Consider the following 15,997-nt stretch of genomic DNA (forward strand, 5'->3'; position numbering starts at 1 on the left):
GAACGACTTGAAAAGTCAGCGGCTTCCGGCGCGGACGCGGCCGAGCACGCCGATGACCACACCGGTCACGACGGCCAGCAGCGTGCCCACGGCGAGCGCGGGCCAACGGCCGTACTGCCAGGCGATCCCCAGATACGCCACGGCGAAGACCCCCAGGCCGGCGAACGGGACGACGTGGCGCAGCGGCGAGGTGCCGAACCGTTCGACCGCGTACACGAGGAGCATGTACGCGACGGCCCAGCTCAACGCGCTGAATACATCGATCCAGAGCACAGCGAGGATCCCCCTTACCCGGAAAATCCGGTGTGGTCGCAGTCTAGCGCGACCACACCGGATTTTGAATCAGCGATGAGTGTGAATGTTCTCGCCGAGCGCGATGCTGAAATCGTGCCACTTGGAATCGGCGGCGTACTCGTTCAGCCAGTCAGGGGCTGCCGGGTCATTCACCTTACCGGTGACCTGCACCACGAGCATTCCTTGGCTGTTCTGGAAGAACCGGAATTCCACCACCGAGCCCGCGCCGTCGAAATGGCCGTCCTGCGCGATGAAGTAGAAGCCCTGCCATTTCCCGTTGACCAGCGGCAGGTCGTAGGCCCTGACCGGCGCGTCCTGGCAGATGAAGCCCAGGTACGGCAGGCAGGCCGACAGCTGGATCTGCTCGCCGGGTGCCGGATAATGGGCCGGTGCCCCATCGATCGGGAAACTGCAGTTGAAGCAGCGCATGAGTTCGCGCCGGACATCCTCCGCCGTCGTGTAGTACAGCGGCAGGTTGTCCTTCGTCTCGACCAGATGGCCGACGGTGTAGAGCTCCCGGATGTTGCTTCCCGGCTGCCCGGCCTTGCGCCGTTCTTCCTCCGCCCGTTCGATTTCCGCGCGGGCGCGCGCTTCGGCGTCGTCCGCCTGTTTCTGCGCGTCCCGCGCCGAAGCGAGCGCGTTCTTCGCCGCTTCGGCCGCGCCGTCGGCGTGCCGCTGGGCGCTGTCCGCCGCCGCGGTCGCCGCCGCCGCTTCGGATTCCGCCCTGCTGGCCGCACCCTGGGCCGCCGCCGCGTCCGCCGCGGCGGCGTTGGCCGCGGAACGCGCGATGGACGCCTCCCGCGTGGCTGCCGCGGCGTTGCGGCCTGCGATGGCCGCGTCGTTGTTCGCCGCGTTGGCCGCGCGGCGAGCCAGGATGGCGTCCTGGCGTGCCTGCGCGTCGGCCTGGTTCGCCCGTGACGAAGCCGCCCTGGCGGCGGCGCCGTCCACCGCGGCCTCGGCCGCCGACTGCTGCGCGTCCGCCGCCGACCTGGCCGCCTCGGCCGAGGACTTGGCGGCGGCCGCCGCCGCCTCGAAAGCGGGCTTGACCTCGGCTGCGGCGCGTGCCGCCGCGTCGGCGGCCGCCTTCGCCGCGGCGAGCGCCTCATCGGCACGCTGCCTGGCGGCCGCGGCCTGCTCGGCGCCGACGGCGGTGGCCTGGTTGGCCACGCGCGTCACGAAGTCGGCGCCGATGTCGTCGTTCGTGTAAGGCGCGACGATGACGATCGCGGTGTTCGCGGGATCGGTGATCGCCTGCGAAGACGCCTTCGCCGCCGAAGCCGCCTGCACGGCCAAGCTTGCCTGCGTGGCGGCGGAAACGGCTTCCGTCGACGCCGCGTCGGCCTCGGCCTTGGTCCGCTCAGCCGCCTGAAGTGATTGCAGCGCCTCGGAAGCCGCCTGCTCGGCGAGCGCCGTCGCGGCGCGAGCCGCTTCGGCTGCCTGAGTCTCGTTCACCGTCGCGTCGGCCGCCGCTGCCTCGGCTTCCATCGCCGCACGGTGCGTCGCCGCGGCTTCCGCCTCGGCCACACGCGCGGCCTGGTTGGCACGAGCCGCCGCTGCCGCCGCGGCAGCGGCAGCCGCACGAGCGCGAGCCGCGGCACGACCCGCTTCGCTCGCCGCCGAACGCGCGCCCGCCGCCGCACCGCTGGCGACGTTGGCCGCGTTGCGTGCCGCACCGGCCGCGTTGTTCGACGCACCCGCGTCCGACCTGGCCCGGTTCGCCGCGTCCTGCGCCGCACGCTCGTTCGCGGTGCCACGCGCCGACGCCGCGAGCGACTCCAGCGACCTGGCCCTGGCTTCCTTCGCGTTGTTCTGGTGATTCGCCACCGCGGCCGCGTTGCGCGCGTTGGCCGCGTTCAGCTCCTCACGCCTGGCGTTGGTCTCGGCCTGCGCCGAGATCGCGTCCTGCTGGTCGGCGCTCTGCCTGGCCGCCGCGGCGACCGACGCCTGATAGTCGGCCTGGCCACGTGCGGCGTGCGCGATGGCCGCCTGCTGCTGAGCCCGCGCGCGAGCCGCCGCCGCGACAGCGCGCTGCTGCTCGGCGATACGACGAGCCGCCGCGGCCTTCGCCGCTTCGTTCTCGGCGACGATCCGCGCGTTGCGGGTGCGTTCCGCCGCAGCCCAAGCCCGCGCTTCGGCGGCCTCCGCTGCCTGGCGGGCGGCCTTGGTGCGCGCCGCGGCGTCCTTCGCGGCTTCGGCCTGAACCCGTGCCGCCTCAGCGATCTTGGCGGCCGCGCGAGCGTGTTCCTGCGCGTGCTCACGCCACTTCACGGCCTCGGCCGCGTGCCGCTCGGCTTCTTCCTGCGCGTTGCGTGCCGCGTCGGTGAACGCCGTCGCGTCGATGGCGTGCGACGCCGTCTCGGCGGCGAGCTGCGCGGCGCGACCGGCTTCGGCCATGCCCTGCGCCATGGTCGCCCACTGCACGCCATAGGTCAGCCCGGTGTCGACGAGGACGTCGGCCTGCACCTTCGCCTGCGTGGACGCCTGCTGCGCGTCGGCGGCGGCCTGCTGCGCGTACCCCAGCTGCCTGGCGACTTCGGCCTTCACACCGTTGAACGCGTCGGCCGGGTGCTGCCCGCCCGCCTTGTTCGCCGCCAGGATCTGCGCGGCCTTGCGTGCCTCGTTTCCGGCCAGCACCAGGGCGTTCGCCGAACGCTGCAGCGCGCGGATCCCGTTGCCGTGCAGGATCATCAGCTGACGTCGTGCTTCGGCGGCCCGCGCGGCCCGCTTGGCCAGCTCGGACAGCTGCTCGGCCGCTTTCTGGCGCTCCTCTTCGTCCTTGAGGAACTGCTCGCGCGCGTCGGCATCCTTCTTCGCCGCGACGAGGTAGCCGTTCGCGAGGAAGTCCGAGATGGCGCCGTCGCCCGCGGCGAGCGCGGCCTGCGCCGCCTTCTTCACCTCGGTGCCCGCGACACCGACGAGCATCTCGACCCGCGCGCGGTTCTGCGCGGCGAGCTCGGCGATCCCCTGGGTCACCTGCGCGTCACGCTGCTCGGCGATCTGCTTGCCGTACAACAGGAACTGCGCGCGGTCGGTGTCGGTGCCCGCCAGCACCCTGTCCACTTCGGTCCGCAGGTAGCTGCCACCGGTGCCGCGCAACGGCTCGATCTTGGCGCGGTCCTGGCGTGCCTGCTCGGCCTTGCGGGCGGCCGCCTTCTGTTTGGCGATGTCCAGGCCGGTGTCGAGGAAGTCCATGATGGCCTGACGGCCGCCTGCCAGCGCGGCCGTGGCCGCCTGCCGGACTTCGATGTCTTCGGCCAGCTCCGCGTTGTCCGCGACGATCTGGCGGAAGCGCGGGTCACCGAGATCGGGCAGACCCGTTGTGCCGTCCCAGATCGGGGTCGGCTGCGGGCCGGGATCATCGGCAGGCGCCGCGGCGGGCGCGGGTACCGCCGCGGCCGCCGCGGGCTGCACGATCCCGCCTAGTAGCGCGAAGGCCAGTGAGGCCACCACGATTCTTCGTAAGTTCATTACGCCCCCAGGCGTGGAAAAGGGGACCCGGCACCCGGTTCACCGAGCGCCGGGTCCCCTCGTTCAATGGGTGAGGTCAGACTCGGTAGTCCCACGTACGGCCACCGTTGGCCGGGTCGTGGTCGATATTGCCGAACTGGAAGGTGCTGCGGCGCAGCACGCCGCCGGCGGGCGACTCGTCCGTCGTCGGGAACCCGAGGTACGAGTTCTCCCAGCCGAGCTTCTGCCAGTGGTCACGGATCGCGCCGTACACCATGTGCGCGCCGGTGGACTGGCTCCAGTAGATCGACAGGCCGTTCTCGAAGTGAGAGAACGCACCAGGCTTGTTCGGCGTGCTCCAGGAGTCGTCGATGGGCAGCCTGGCCTTGTAGCCGAGCGAAGCCTTGTACTTCTCGAGGATCGGGCCCCAGATGTACTTCGCGCCCGTCGCCTGGCTCCAGTAGGTGGTCGCGTTGGCGAAATCACGGAAGCGGACCGGCCCGTCGACCACCTCGGCGGCCTTCGGGTTGCCCACGAAGCCGCGGAACGCGTCGTCGTTGTACCAGCGCAGCATGATCGGCGTGGTGATGTTCGGGTCGGGGTCGACCACGTTCCACGTCGCGTCCGTCTTGTAGACGTCGAGGTTGCCGTCCCACCAGTTCGCGCCGCTGTTGTTCGCGGCCCAGAGCTGGCCGTTGATGTGCCGCAGGAAGCGGCCGGGCAGCGCCTTCGACTCCAGCGAGACACCGGAACCGCTCAGGCCCGCTTTCGGGCACCAGGTGGCGTCGTTCTTGAACTGGTCGCTGCCGTCGCTGGCGTGCAGCTTGACGCGCATGTCCTGCTGGCGCAGGTAGCTGCCGACGTGACCGGACGACTCGAACGAGAAACAGGCGGGGTCGGCCAGGCCGGAGACGACCTTCCAGGTGGCGGCGCCGAGCTTGCCCTCACCCGCGGTCGCGCTGGGCGTGCCGGGGGTGCTCCAAGCGTCGCCACCGTCGGAACGGACGAAGTAACCCTTGAAGTTCGGGGTGGTGGTCATCAGCGCCTGCTCGAGGGTGTTGTACTGGCCCTCGTTCAGGAACTTGGTGACGTCGGCGGGGGTACCGGCCAGCGCTGCGTTGGCGGCCGCGACCAGACGCGGGCGCAGCCTGCTCTGCTCGGCCTTCGCCTTGACCTCGCGGACCTTCTGCCGGTCGGCCTCTTCACGCGCGGCCTTCTCACGGGCGGCGTCACGCTTGTCGGCGTCGTAGATGCCGGTGTCGATGAACGCCCTCCACACGGCCGGGTCGGTGCTGCGCAGCGCGGCGTTGGCGGCGTTGAGGATCTCCACGTGCCGCGGCTGGGCCACCTCCGGCAGCGTCAGCAGCTGGCGGATGAAGTTGTCGTCAGAAAGGTCGGTCCACCCGTCCGGCGCGGTCACCGCGAGCACCGCGACGGCGTTCTTCTTCGCCAGCTTCGCGGCCAGGATGCGCGCCTTCTCGGCGTCCTCCTGCTTCGCCTTCTCGATGGCGTCGCGCTGGTCTTCGAGGTGGAGGCTGTAGATCGTGGTGGTGATGAACGTCTTCCACGCGGTGGCGTCGCCGCCCCACGCCTCGCCGGCGCCCGCCTTGACCTTGGGGCCGGTCGAGCGGCGCCACACCTGGTAGACGAAGTTCTGGTCGGTGCCGTCGATCATCGCGGCGTCGGCCTGGATCTCGGCCCACGCGGCCGCCTTCTGGCGGGCTTCCTTCGCGCGGCGCGCCTCTTCCTGGCGGTCCGCGTACGCGATCCGGTCACGGCCGGCGAAGTCGAAGACACCGGTGCGGATGAACGCGGTCGCGTCCGGCGCGTCCGGGTGATCGACGACGATGCGGTAGACGCGGTACGCCTCGGCCTTGGTCAGCGCGAACTTGTCGGCGTTGATCTTGTCGAAGACCTTGAACACGAAGTTCTTGTCGGTCAGCATCAGCCACTCGTCGGTGGCCTCACCGACCTCGATCTCCCTGACCGCCTTGACCTTCTCGACATCCGACGACTCGGCGAGCGCGGTCGCCTTGGCGTCCGTCGTCTCCTGCGGAACCGCGGGCGCCGCCGACTTCGGCTTGGCGGCGAGACTGCCGGCGACCGGCGGCGCCGGCGTCGGCGCCGCTGCCGGAGCCGCGTACGCGGTCACCGGCCCGAGCACCCCGGCCAGCGCGACGGCCGCGGTGGTCACCGCGATCCCCCGGGCGAACCCCTTGCGATGGATCAGTGTTCTTCGCATATCCCCAGTTACCTTTTCTTCGGTGGAGGGCAAAGGTCCCTAAACCCCTTACCCGGCAAGGAAAAAATCCCAATGCGTCCTTCGGTCCCCGTGGCGGTCCCAATGCGTCCTTCGGTCCCTGGCACGTCCCGAAAGCGTCCTTCGGTCCCTGCCACGTCCCGAAAGCGTCCTTCGGTCCCTGCCACGTCCCCAATGCGTCCTTCGGTCCCCAGCAGGACCCCAATGCGTCCTTCGGTCCCCAGCAGGACCCCAATGCGTCCTTCGGTCCCCAGCAGGACCCCAATGCGGCTTTCGGCACCTGGCGCGAGCCCGAAAGGAGCGTTCGTCAGGTCCCACAGCCCGAAAGCCACTTTCGGCAGATCGCATCTGACGAAAGCCACTTTCGGGGTTCGGGCAGGGGTGGGTCAGCTCTTCTTGACCCGCTCTTCGCCGTCGCGCGCCTGCTGGAGCAGGGCGTTCCAGTAGGCGGCCTGCTGCGCGGCCGTCGACTGCTCCGCCTGCCAGGCGGTCTCCGAGGCGGTGGCCGGGTCGATGATCGAGGTCCAGTTCGGTCCCTGCGCCGCCTGGGCGGCGAGCAGCACGGCGTGCCAGTTCTCGGCCTGCCTGCGTGCGAAGTCCTCCGCCTCGCCCCAGCCGGACCGCGCGGGCGCGGTCTGCTCGCCCACCTGCGCCCATGCGCGCACGGCCTGCGCCTTGGCCTGTTCTTTCGCCTCATTGGAGGCGTTCCGGGCGGCGTCCTCGGCGGCCTTGGCGTCGGCGATCAGGCGGGTGATGGTGTCGCGCCAGCGCATGTTGTTGTCGGCGCCGCGGAGGCGGAAGACGTCCAGGTCGAGCCTGGCGCCGTTGGCCCAGCCGTATGCGAAGAACTCGACGAGGTCGTCGTCGGTCGCGCCCTGGCGGGTGGCGACCTGCGCGGAAAGCCGGACCTGCTCGCCGGGGTCGTTCGTGGCCAGCAGGCCGACGAACTGGCGGTCGCGGTCGACCAGCGCCTGCTTCTGCGCGCCGACGGTGTCGCGGTAGGCGCGGTCACGTGACCTGGCGGCCTCGTATCCGCTGCGCACGAATGTCTCGCGGGCTGAATCCGAGGCGGTGAGCAGGCGTTGCGCCTCGTTATGCACCTCTGGCGAATATTCGGCGGTGGTGGTTTCGTAAACCCTTCGAACGAAATCGAGATTACGAGCATTGCGCTGTTGCGCACGGCTCACCGCGAAGTCGTATCCGGTGGCCAGGAATTCGACGATGGCGGCGTTCGGATCGGAGCTCACCAAGGCGTTCCAGGCCGAAGTCCTTACCGAACTATAGGGGTGGGCCTTGGCCAGATAGCGCACCCAGTACCAGTCATCGGAGTGTTCTTCAGCCGTCATACCAGCGACAACGGCCGTCTCGGTCGAATATGCGAGCGCCGGCGTGACAGTCACGCCGGACACGATCGCGGTTACGCACGCAGCGCACAGCAAGGCGCGTCTTAACACAGGAAGCCCCCAGTAGCCACCAGCGCCGGAACCTGCCCCAATGAGATTCCGGTCGAGTGCAAGGTAGCCAGTTAACGCACTGCTTGGCAACCTTGTGAAATCCATCTAACAAAAGATCACACTAGGTCACTGCGCCAACCGGGTGGTGACGGGCGAACCCGCCACCACCCGGGTCTTACGCGGAATAGCCCTTCGGCGGAATGAGCGTCGCCAATTGATTGAACGTCAGCCAGTAGATCTTGTTACCGCCGAAATTGGCGGGGTCGGCGATTTTCACGGTCATGTCGGAGCTGTCGTAGCCGATGACGGTGAAGTAGTGGTAGATCGTGTAGTTCGGGTAGCCGGGCGGGTGGTTGTTCGCGGGCGCGACGATGTTCGCGACGAGCGCCCAGCCGTTGTTGATGTCGAGCGTGATGTCCCGCCAGAGCAGGTCGCGCTGCGCCTGCGTCGGCGGGTCGTTCGGCATCTCTTTCGTTTCGTAGTAAGAGGTTCCGAGGTCGCGGTTCAGCACGCCGGTGATCTGGCCGATCCAGTCGGTGCCGTTGGTGGTGGTGCCGAGTTGCGCGGCGAGCGTGCCCTGCGACGGCACGTTCGACGTTTTCGCCGACAGCGCGATCCTGGTCGCGGCCGGGCCGCACCAGTAGCCGGTTTCCTGCACTTGATATTGAATGTTGAGCACCGCCGACGCGTGGATGCCGTCGACCTTCGCGGGCGGCGCCATGGCCTTCACGAAATCAGGTGCTTCGACAACGATCTTGGTATCCCGGTTGTCCGCGCTGGACAGCCCTGGCAGCCCTAGCAGGCCGGAGAGGGCGATGGCGAGCACCGCCGCGATTCTGACGCGACCCATTGGTTGTCCTTCCCCAGAAGTGACAGTTGTTGGTTACCGTCGAACAAGGGAATGATCAGGGCAAGATCTCACCCTACGCTCCCGAATCACCTGATCGGCCTACACCGAAAGTAGGGCCGGAACGCTTCCCGTCCGATCGGTTAACAGACAGGCATGACCATGACAGGCCTCGGCGCACTGACCGCTGAAGTGCTGACGCTGCTCTACGAGACGCACGCCAAGGCACTGCATCGGTACCTGGCACGCAGGCTCGACACGGCCACCGCGGACGACCTCGTCGCCGAGACGTTCCTGCAGGCCTGGCGCGAGCGTGCGAAGTACGACACCACCAGGGGAACCGCACGCGCGTGGCTGTACGGCATCGCGACGAACCTGATGCGCAACCACGCCCGCAGCGAGGTCCGCGGCCTGCGCGCGCTCGCCCGCGAGCACGCGAGAACGGTCCAAAGCGCCCCTGCGGACGAAACGGCGGCAGCCCGCGTCGACGCGGCCAACGAGGCGAGCAAGCTCGCCGACGCTCTCGCGCGCCTGCGTGTCGCGGAGCGGGACGTACTGCTGCTCGTCGCGCTCGCCGAGTTCACCCCCGCCGAGGCCGCCGAAGCGCTCGGCATCAACGTCACCACGGCGCGGACTCGCCTGCATCGGGCTCGCCAGAACCTTCGCGAAGCCTTGGCCACCAAGGAGATCCCCCATGACTGACCCCATCGACAAGGCAGTCGCCGAACTGCTGCCCGAGCCGCCGGAGATGACGGCAGCTGCTTACGACCACGGCCTCGGCAAGCTCAACGCCGCCATTGGCACCACCGGAACCGACCTGGTCACCGCGCTACCGCCCCGAGTGCTCTCGCGACGCCGTTTTCTTCCGCTGGCGGCGGGCGCCGCCGCGGTATTCGCGGCCGGGACCGCGTTCGTCGTCGCCAGGGGGGACGGCGAACGCGCCCTGGCCGCACGCTTCAAAGATCCCGCTATCGACCAGTACCAGTACCTCTACATGCGGCAGGAGTCGATCTTCTACGCCGGCGACAAGACGAATGTCGGACTGAACACCGTGGAGACCTGGATACCCGCCGACCGTCATCGGGACTGGCAGCGAACCGTGCACAGCAGCATGGACAACGGCACGGCGGCCCCGGAGATCGCGCGGTCCGGCCGATTCCGCTTCGGAGGCACCCTGCCGGATCTGATGGACTCGCTTCCGCGCGATCCGGACAAGCTCATCCGCCAGCTGGCATCCACCAAGAACAAGGCCCCGACCGAGCTTTTCGGGTTAGTCAAAGACCTGTTCATGACACCGCCACCTGCCGATCTGCGAGGGCCGTTGCTGGAGGTACTCGCGCGCCAGCCCGATGTGGTGATCACCGAGAACGTCAAATCCGTCGACGGCAGGCCCTCGATCCGAGCCACCCAGGCCCCGCCGCCCGGCGGAAGCAGCCGGAGCGTGTTCCTCGCCCCCGATACCGGGCTGTTGATCGGCTGGCAGGCGGCCTACGCTCCGGGCGAGCCGGATGCCGAGCGGACCACGGCCACGTACGCCGTGGTCAACGGCATGGGAATCCGTCCGTGAACGCTTGAGGCCGCTTCGGCCAATACGCTGCATGCAGGTGATCACCGCAGCGCACGACCCGGCCGAGCCGGTGCCCGGCCCCGACCGCCCTGACCTGGGCGGATCGGACCCGGCACCGGCTTTCGGCCTGCTCTTCGACAGTCACGCCGGGCAGCTGCACCGCTACCTCTCGCGACGTGTCGGGCCGGAGACCGCGCATGATCTCGTCGCCGAGACGTTTCTCGTCGCGCTGCGGCGGCGGACCTCTTACCAACCGGAGCTGGGGACCGCGCGGTCGTGGCTGTACGGGATCGCGACGAATCTGCTCCGGCAACATCTCAGGACCGAGCTTCGGGGGCTCGCCGCGACCGCGCGGCTCGCGAATGCCAGTGAGACCGTGATCGCCGGGCATGACGGGCGGGTCAGCGAGCAGGTGGACGCTCAGGTCAAGGCGTCACAGTTGGCCGGCGCGCTCGGGGACCTGAATCCGGCCGATCGGGATGTGCTGCTGCTCGTCTCGTGGGCGGGGCTCGAACCGTCCGAAGTGGCCGAAGCGCTCGGCTTGCCGCCGGGCACGGTGCGTTCCCGATTACACCGGATCAGACGGAGACTGCGGGTGCAGGCTCCACGTGTACACAAAGGACTGTCCACTGAGGAAGGATCGAGTCATGTCTGACGCCAGCCTGCACCAGGTCTGGTCCGAGACCGAACTCGACGACGCGCTCGACGCGTTGCACCCGGACGCGCCCTCAGCCGACCTCAGCGCGATCCGCGCGACGCTCATGAGCGCCGCCGGCGCCGCTCCCGCCGAACAGCCGCCCGCCGCCAAGCCGCGCCGGACGTGGGCCTGGGTCGCGGCGGCGGCGTCCGTGATCGTGCTGGCGGGCGGCATCGTGGCCGTGTCGAACCTCGCGAGCGGACCGGCCGAACCGTCGCTGCTGCAACTGGGCTCGACCGGCGCGGTCGAGGCGGATGCCCCGCTCAAGCCGGGCCAGGTCCGGTACCTGTACGAGCAGCGCTGGGGTTCGCCGGTGTACGGCGAGCGCTACGAGACCATCGTCGAGCAGTGGCTCCCCGAGGTGCCCGGCCAGGAGTGGCTGCGCCGGGAAACCTCCACCGGGCGGTCAGTGCCGTACCCCGGCCCCGACGCCGCCACCGCGACACCCAAGCTCGGCGCCGGCCCGCCGGAGGTGACAGAGAAACACGGCCCGCTCGACGGTGGTCCCGGCAGTTTCTTCAACCCGACACCCCGCTTCCTGGCGAGCTTGCGGCAGGACCCGACCTGGCTCTACGAACAGCTGCACACCGAGTTCGACAAGGGCAAGCCGCAGCCCATGGACGTCGACGTCTTCACCTTCCGGACGATCGTCGACCTGCTCACCTCCGGCAAGCTCCCCGCGAGCTACCGGGTCCTCTTCGCGCGGACGCTGAGCCTGGTGCCCGGCTTCGTGACCAGGAACGAGAGCGACCGGACCACCTACATCTTCGAGCGCGGGAACGAGCGGACCACGCTGGTGCTCAAGACCAGCACCGGGCTGCCCATCACCCTGACCGTCACCACCGTCTACGACGATGACGCCTACAAAGCGGGCACCCCGCTGCGCGAGTCCCACTTCAAGACCGCGATCAGCGAGCGGCCCACGATCCCGACGACCACGACCACCAAGCCGAACTGACCAGGCTCGTGAGTGTTTTACGCCGGTTCTCTTGAACGGAAGTTCGAAGGTGGCGTGTCTGGTGTGCTCGGCTTGGGTGGGGGCCTCCCTCACCCGAGCCGAGTGGGTGAGGGAGGCCCCCACCCGTATATACGGTCGAACTAGGCCCTCACGCCACGGATCCGAGTGATGTAGGCCCTCATCCACGTCCGACCACGACCGGACACGCACGAGGCAGCCGAGGAAGGGGTCGTGAGCGTTTTTGCCGGTTAGAACCGGCCGTACCACTCACGACCCCTGAGCTGGGTACCTCAAGGGTCGGCACGCGTACCTGAGCAGTCGGCACGCGTACCTGAAGGGTCGGCGGGCGTACCCGAGCGGTCGGCCTCAGCGTGCGTGGTTGGCGGCGTTCAACGCGCTCGCGACGTCGCCGACCTCCAGGACGCGGATGCCGTCGGGGAGCTTGCCGGAGTCCGGCGGCACGAGGGCGTGTGTGAAGCCGAGCCTGGCGGCCTCAGCGAGCCGCCTGCCGACGTTCGGGACGCGGCGGACCTCGCCTGCGAGCCCGACCTCACCGACGACCACCAGCCGGGGTGAGATCGGCACGTCCTGCACCGACGAGGTGAGCGCGAGCACCACCGCGAGGTCGATCGCGGGCTCGGTGATCTTCATGCCGCCGACGGTCGCCGTGTAGACGTCCTTGTCGCCGAGCTTGACGCCGCCGCGCTTCTCGAGGACCGCGAGCACCATCGACACGCGCGAGGCGTCGAGGCCGCTCACCGCGCGGCGCGGCTGCGGCATCGAGGTGGCCGAGACCAGCGCCTGCACCTCGCCGAGCAGCGGGCGCTTGCCCTCGACCGTCACGGTGATCGCGGTGCCGGACACCGGCTCCGAGGTCCGGTTCATGAACAGCCCCGACGGGTCGGCCACGCCGACGATGCCGTCCTCGCGCAGCTCGAAGCAGCCGATCTCGTCGGCCGCGCCGAAGCGGTTCTTCACGCCGCGGACCAGCCGCAGCGTCGAATGCTTGTCGCCCTCGAACTGGAGCACCACGTCGACGAGGTGCTCCAGGATCCGCGGGCCGGCGACCGAGCCGTCCTTCGTCACGTGCCCGACGAGGATGACCGGGAGCCCACGCTCCTTGGCGACCCCGACGAGCCCGGCCGTGACGGCGCGAACCTGGGTGACGCCGCCCGGCGCGCCGTCGACCTGAGGTGAGGCCATGGTCTGCACGGAGTCGACGATCAGCACGCCGGGTTTGACCGCGTCGACATGCCCGAGCACGGCCGAGAGATCGCTTTCCGCCGCCAGGTACATCCCGGCGTTGATGTTGCCGGTGCGCTCGGCCCGCAGCCGGACCTGCCCGGCCGACTCCTCGCCGGTGACATAGAGCGAAGGCCCGAAGTCACCACCGCGCGCGGCCCACTGATAGGCGACCTCGAGCAGCAGAGTCGACTTGCCGACACCGGGCTCGCCTGCCAGCAGCACGACCGCACCCGGCACCAGGCCGCCGCCGAGCACCCGGTCCAGTTCGGACACGCCGGTCTCACGCGCCCGCGCCGCCTCGATGTCGACCTCGGCGATCGGGCGGGCAGGGGTATTGGGCAAGCTCAGACCAAGCCTGGCCACCGCAGGCTTGGTGTCGCTGCGTTCCTCGAGGGTGCCCCACGCCTGGCATTCCGGGCAGCGTCCCAGCCACTTGGCCGCTTCGTACCCGCACTCGCCGCAGCGATAGGAGACCGTGCTCTTCTTGACCACCAGCGCAGGCTATCCACCCGCACCGACAAAAACGGTCAGTGACCCTCGGCTGGCTTGCCTTCCGGAGCCTTGGGGGCCTCGGTGCGCTCGTGCGAGGCGGGCGCGAGCGGGACGTCCAGCGTCACGGTGCCCGAGAGCTTGAAGGTGAAGGTGACCCGCAGCGTCATGCCCGGCCACAGCGGCGACTTCAGGCTGGGCAGCGTCACGGACCCCTCGCCGGGCTTGGCCGGTGCCGACGGCGGCGCGGTCGTGGCCGGCGTGCTCTCCGAGGAAGAGGAAGAGGTGGCCGGGGACGACTTGCCGGTCGAGGTCGGCGTCGTGGTGGTGGCGGACGACGACGAGGTGGCCGTCGGCGTCGCGGAGACCGCGGGCGGCTCGACCGAGACGTCCGACGGCGAGACGACGAGCGCGTGGCCCGCGACGATCGTCTTGGAGCCGCTGATCACGCCGGAGCCGGTGGCGTCGGAGGCGACGGCGACGAGCTCGTCGTCGGCGGTGCCGTTGTTGACGATGGTGACGCCCAGCGGCACGGTCGCGCCCGCGGCGTACGCGCCACCCGTCTTCGGGAACTGGAACGCGACATTGCGCAGCGAGAGCTTGCCGGCCTCGCCGTGCGTCCCGTTGACCGCCGGCTGCTGGCTGTCGGTCTGGGTGAGCTGACCCGCTCCGCACCCGCCCAGCACCAGCGCCGCGCCAAGAGCAAGCGCGGACACGCCGAACACGCGGCGATTCTGCAGCCTCACGTCAGAGTCCTTCCGATCTCAACGCCTGAATCACCGCGAAGACTAGCCGGGCGCCCCGCGCCGCGCGGAACCCGGTGCTCGTTCGAGCGAAGATCCACTGGCGGACAACGATGTCCACAATGGATTCGTCAGGTCGCGCCGAACCGTTCGCCGCCACCTGCATGAGCATGGTGATTACGGGCTTGTCAACCCCGGGCGGACTGTCAACAGGCCGCTGACCTGCGACGACGGATGCGGGTCGCTAGGTGCCCCCTGGTACCCCGTGATAGGATAGGGGTAGCGAAAGGGGCAGAGGACACATGGTTTTCAAGGTCGGAGAGACCGTCGTCTACCCGCACCACGGTGCCGCACTCATCGAAGCCATCGAAACCCGCGTGATCAAGGGCGAGGAAAAGAAGTACCTCGTCCTCAAAGTCGCGCAAGGGGATCTTACGGTTCGTGTGCCCGCTGACAACGCCGAGATCGTCGGCGTGCGTGACGTGGTCGGGCAAGAAGGACTAGACAAGGTTTTCGACGTACTGCGCGCTCCCCACACCGAAGAGCCCACGAACTGGTCTCGCCGGTACAAGGCCAACCTCGAGAAGCTCGCCTCCGGCGATGTGAACAAGGTGGCCGAAGTGGTGCGGGACCTCTGGCGGCGCGAGAAGGACCGCGGTTTGTCGGCAGGCGAAAAGCGCATGCTGGCGAAGGCGCGGCAGATCCTGGTCAGTGAACTCGCTCTCGCTGAGGGCACCGACGAGGACAAGGCTGAAGTCCTCCTCGACGAAGTTCTGGAAACCGCGACAGTCTGAGCCTGCTCGAAGGCTTTGTGAGCACGCTGGTGCTCGTCGATACGATCGCGTTCGATGAAGACCATTGTCGCGATTGTTGACGCTGTCGCTCATGTCACCGGTGAAACGGATGCGCTTTCACCGGTCCGTGGTGAACCCATTTTGACGCACGCCGTGCGCGGGCTGCTCGACTCCGGACACGTGGATTCGGTTGTCGTGGTCGCCCCAGCACGGCGTGTGGTCATTTTCGGGGAAGCTTTGTCAGGTCTGGAGTGCCGGGTGGTGCCCGGCTCCGTGCCCGAGTCGATCGAACCGGGCCATGACGTTTATCTCGTGCACGATCCGCTGCGCGCGTTCACGCCGCCTTCGGTGATCGAATCGGTCGCCGCCGCCGTCGGCCCCGCAAGCCCGGCCGTGGTCCCCGTGTTGCCGATGTCGGACACCGTCAAGGCGGTCGGCGCGGCGAATGTGATTATCGGCACCTTGGATCGCGCGCTGCTCCGATCAGCCCAAACGCCTGCCGGTTTCACCGAGGACGCACTGCGCGCCGCCTACGCGACGGGCACGCTCGCGCTGCCCGCAGGCGCCACGACGGTGCCCGGCCATCCCGACGCGATGCGCGTCGCCACCCCCTTCGAACTCCGGCTGGCCGAAGCGCTGCTCGCCGCGGGAAATCAGGAGAACACGCTATGAGGATCGGCCAAGGCGTCGACGTCCACCCGATCGAGGCCGGGCGGGACTGCTGGATCGCGGGTCTGCTCTGGGAAGGCGTCGACGGCTGCGCCGGGCACTCCGACGGCGACGTCGCCTCGCACGCGCTCTGCGACGCGCTGCTGTCGGCGGCCGGGCTCGGCGATCTGGGCGCGGTGTTCGGCACCGGCGACCCGCGCTGGGCTGGCGCGCACGGCGCGGAACTGCTCGCCGAGGTGCGCCGCCTGATCGAATCGGACGGATGGCGGCTGGGCAACGCGACCGTTCAGGTGATCGGCAATGCTCCGCGGATCGGCAAACGCCGGGACGAGGCGCAGCGCGTGCTCAGCGAGGCCGTCGGCGGACCGGTCAGCGTCGCGGGCACGACGACCGACGGACTGGGCCTGACCGGGCGCGGCGAGGGAATCGCGGCCGTCGCGTCGGCGCTGCTGCTGCGTTCTTGAGCGGCCGCCCGCCGATTTTTGTCCGAAATAGGGGGCAGTGTTCGGGGGTGTTGGTTGGCTACAGTCGCG

General features: G+C 69.1%; 14 protein-coding genes. 7 read left to right on the forward strand and 7 right to left on the reverse strand.

Annotation, left to right across the window (positions count from 1 at the left end; genetic code table 11):
• Window positions 1-15: 15 nt before the first annotated feature.
• The 5 genes from AB5J62_RS39225 to AB5J62_RS39245 all read right to left on the reverse strand — a co-directional run bounded on the left by AB5J62_RS39225 (window position 16) and on the right by AB5J62_RS39245 (window position 8,305).
• Window positions 16-273, reverse strand: coding sequence for a hypothetical protein (locus tag AB5J62_RS39225; protein ID WP_370945092.1), 258 nt, complete (start codon window positions 271-273; stop codon window positions 16-18).
• A 69-nt stretch (window positions 274-342) separates the two neighbouring features.
• Complete coding sequence (locus AB5J62_RS39230) at window positions 343-3,762, reverse strand: hypothetical protein (protein WP_370945093.1); 3,420 nt, start codon at window positions 3,760-3,762, stop codon at window positions 343-345.
• Between the two features lie 76 nt (window positions 3,763-3,838).
• Complete coding sequence (locus tag AB5J62_RS39235; protein ID WP_370945094.1) at window positions 3,839-5,983, reverse strand: AbfB domain-containing protein; 2,145 nt, start codon at window positions 5,981-5,983, stop codon at window positions 3,839-3,841.
• A 404-nt stretch (window positions 5,984-6,387) separates the two neighbouring features.
• Entirely contained in the window at window positions 6,388-7,401 is a 1,014-nt protein-coding gene (locus AB5J62_RS39240; protein WP_370945095.1) for a hypothetical protein, read from the reverse strand.
• A 229-nt stretch (window positions 7,402-7,630) separates the two neighbouring features.
• Window positions 7,631-8,305, reverse strand: a complete 675-nt coding sequence (locus AB5J62_RS39245; protein ID WP_370945096.1) for a C39 family peptidase — start codon at window positions 8,303-8,305, stop codon at window positions 7,631-7,633.
• Between the two features lie 153 nt (window positions 8,306-8,458).
• On the opposite strand from AB5J62_RS39245, the gene AB5J62_RS39250 reads away from it, so the two are divergent.
• Genes AB5J62_RS39250 through AB5J62_RS39265 form a run of 4 tightly spaced genes read left to right on the forward strand, consistent with a single transcriptional unit; the run spans window position 8,459 to window position 11,524 of the window.
• The gene (locus AB5J62_RS39250) at window positions 8,459-9,004 is read left to right on the forward strand and encodes an RNA polymerase sigma factor (protein WP_370945097.1); all 546 of its coding nucleotides are present in this window, start codon (window positions 8,459-8,461) and stop codon (window positions 9,002-9,004) included.
• On the forward strand, window positions 8,997-9,869 hold the full coding sequence (locus tag AB5J62_RS39255) for a hypothetical protein (RefSeq protein WP_370945098.1): 873 nt from the start codon (window positions 8,997-8,999) through the stop codon (window positions 9,867-9,869). The genes AB5J62_RS39250 and AB5J62_RS39255 overlap by 8 nt, the downstream gene beginning before the upstream one ends.
• Before the next feature lie 31 nt (window positions 9,870-9,900).
• Window positions 9,901-10,524 carry an RNA polymerase sigma factor gene (locus tag AB5J62_RS39260; RefSeq protein ID WP_370945099.1) on the forward strand — a complete coding sequence of 208 codons (624 nt, stop codon included), beginning with the start codon at window positions 9,901-9,903 and terminating at the stop codon, window positions 10,522-10,524.
• The gene (locus tag AB5J62_RS39265; protein ID WP_370945100.1) at window positions 10,517-11,524 is read left to right on the forward strand and encodes a hypothetical protein; all 1,008 of its coding nucleotides are present in this window, start codon (window positions 10,517-10,519) and stop codon (window positions 11,522-11,524) included. The genes AB5J62_RS39260 and AB5J62_RS39265 overlap by 8 nt, the downstream gene beginning before the upstream one ends.
• Window positions 11,525-11,890: 366 nt before the next feature.
• Here the strand turns inward: AB5J62_RS39265 and radA are convergent, their stop codons facing one another.
• Together radA and AB5J62_RS39275 are read right to left on the reverse strand one after the other, a co-directional pair.
• The gene (gene radA, locus AB5J62_RS39270; RefSeq protein WP_370945101.1) at window positions 11,891-13,261 is read right to left on the reverse strand and encodes a DNA repair protein RadA; all 1,371 of its coding nucleotides are present in this window, start codon (window positions 13,259-13,261) and stop codon (window positions 11,891-11,893) included.
• A 35-nt stretch (window positions 13,262-13,296) separates the two neighbouring features.
• Entirely contained in the window at window positions 13,297-14,004 is a 708-nt protein-coding gene (locus AB5J62_RS39275) for a hypothetical protein (protein ID WP_370945102.1), read from the reverse strand.
• A gap of 299 nt (window positions 14,005-14,303) precedes the next feature.
• On the opposite strand from AB5J62_RS39275, the gene AB5J62_RS39280 reads away from it, so the two are divergent.
• The 3 genes from AB5J62_RS39280 to ispF are packed head-to-tail and all read left to right on the forward strand — an operon-like array spanning window position 14,304 to window position 15,928.
• A complete protein-coding gene (locus tag AB5J62_RS39280; RefSeq protein WP_004559016.1) occupies window positions 14,304-14,795 on the forward strand; it encodes a CarD family transcriptional regulator in 492 nt (163 codons plus the stop codon).
• Window positions 14,796-14,849: 54 nt separating this feature from the next.
• Complete coding sequence (locus AB5J62_RS39285; RefSeq protein ID WP_370945103.1) at window positions 14,850-15,467, forward strand: 2-C-methyl-D-erythritol 4-phosphate cytidylyltransferase; 618 nt, start codon at window positions 14,850-14,852, stop codon at window positions 15,465-15,467.
• Window positions 15,464-15,928: a 2-C-methyl-D-erythritol 2,4-cyclodiphosphate synthase gene (gene ispF, locus AB5J62_RS39290; protein ID WP_370945104.1), complete on the forward strand. Its 465-nt coding sequence runs from the start codon at window positions 15,464-15,466 to the stop codon at window positions 15,926-15,928. The genes AB5J62_RS39285 and ispF overlap by 4 nt, the downstream gene beginning before the upstream one ends.
• The last annotated feature ends 69 nt before the right edge of the window (window positions 15,929-15,997 follow it).

Origin of the sequence: Amycolatopsis sp. cg5 (assembly GCF_041346955.1) — a bacterium.
In the GTDB taxonomy this organism is placed as follows: Bacteria; Actinomycetota; Actinomycetes; order Mycobacteriales; family Pseudonocardiaceae; genus Amycolatopsis.

Excerpts from the sequence above, each read along its gene's own strand:
- AB5J62_RS39230 (WP_370945093.1), bottom strand. The coding sequence starts at position 3,762 with ATGAACTTACGAAGAATCGTGGTGGCCTCACTGGCCTTCGCGCTACTA.
- AB5J62_RS39235 (WP_370945094.1), bottom strand. The coding sequence starts at position 5,983 with ATGCGAAGAACACTGATCCATCGCAAGGGGTTCGCCCGGGGGATCGCG.
- AB5J62_RS39245 (WP_370945096.1), bottom strand. The coding sequence starts at position 8,305 with ATGGGTCGCGTCAGAATCGCGGCGGTGCTCGCCATCGCCCTCTCCGGC.
- AB5J62_RS39250 (WP_370945097.1), top strand. The coding sequence starts at position 8,459 with ATGACCATGACAGGCCTCGGCGCACTGACCGCTGAAGTGCTGACGCTG.
- AB5J62_RS39255 (WP_370945098.1), top strand. The coding sequence starts at position 8,997 with ATGACTGACCCCATCGACAAGGCAGTCGCCGAACTGCTGCCCGAGCCG.
- AB5J62_RS39260 (WP_370945099.1), top strand. The coding sequence starts at position 9,901 with ATGCAGGTGATCACCGCAGCGCACGACCCGGCCGAGCCGGTGCCCGGC.
- AB5J62_RS39265 (WP_370945100.1), top strand. The coding sequence starts at position 10,517 with ATGTCTGACGCCAGCCTGCACCAGGTCTGGTCCGAGACCGAACTCGAC.
- AB5J62_RS39280 (WP_004559016.1), top strand. The coding sequence starts at position 14,304 with ATGGTTTTCAAGGTCGGAGAGACCGTCGTCTACCCGCACCACGGTGCC.
- AB5J62_RS39285 (WP_370945103.1), top strand. The coding sequence starts at position 14,850 with ATGAAGACCATTGTCGCGATTGTTGACGCTGTCGCTCATGTCACCGGT.
- ispF (WP_370945104.1), top strand. The coding sequence starts at position 15,464 with ATGAGGATCGGCCAAGGCGTCGACGTCCACCCGATCGAGGCCGGGCGG.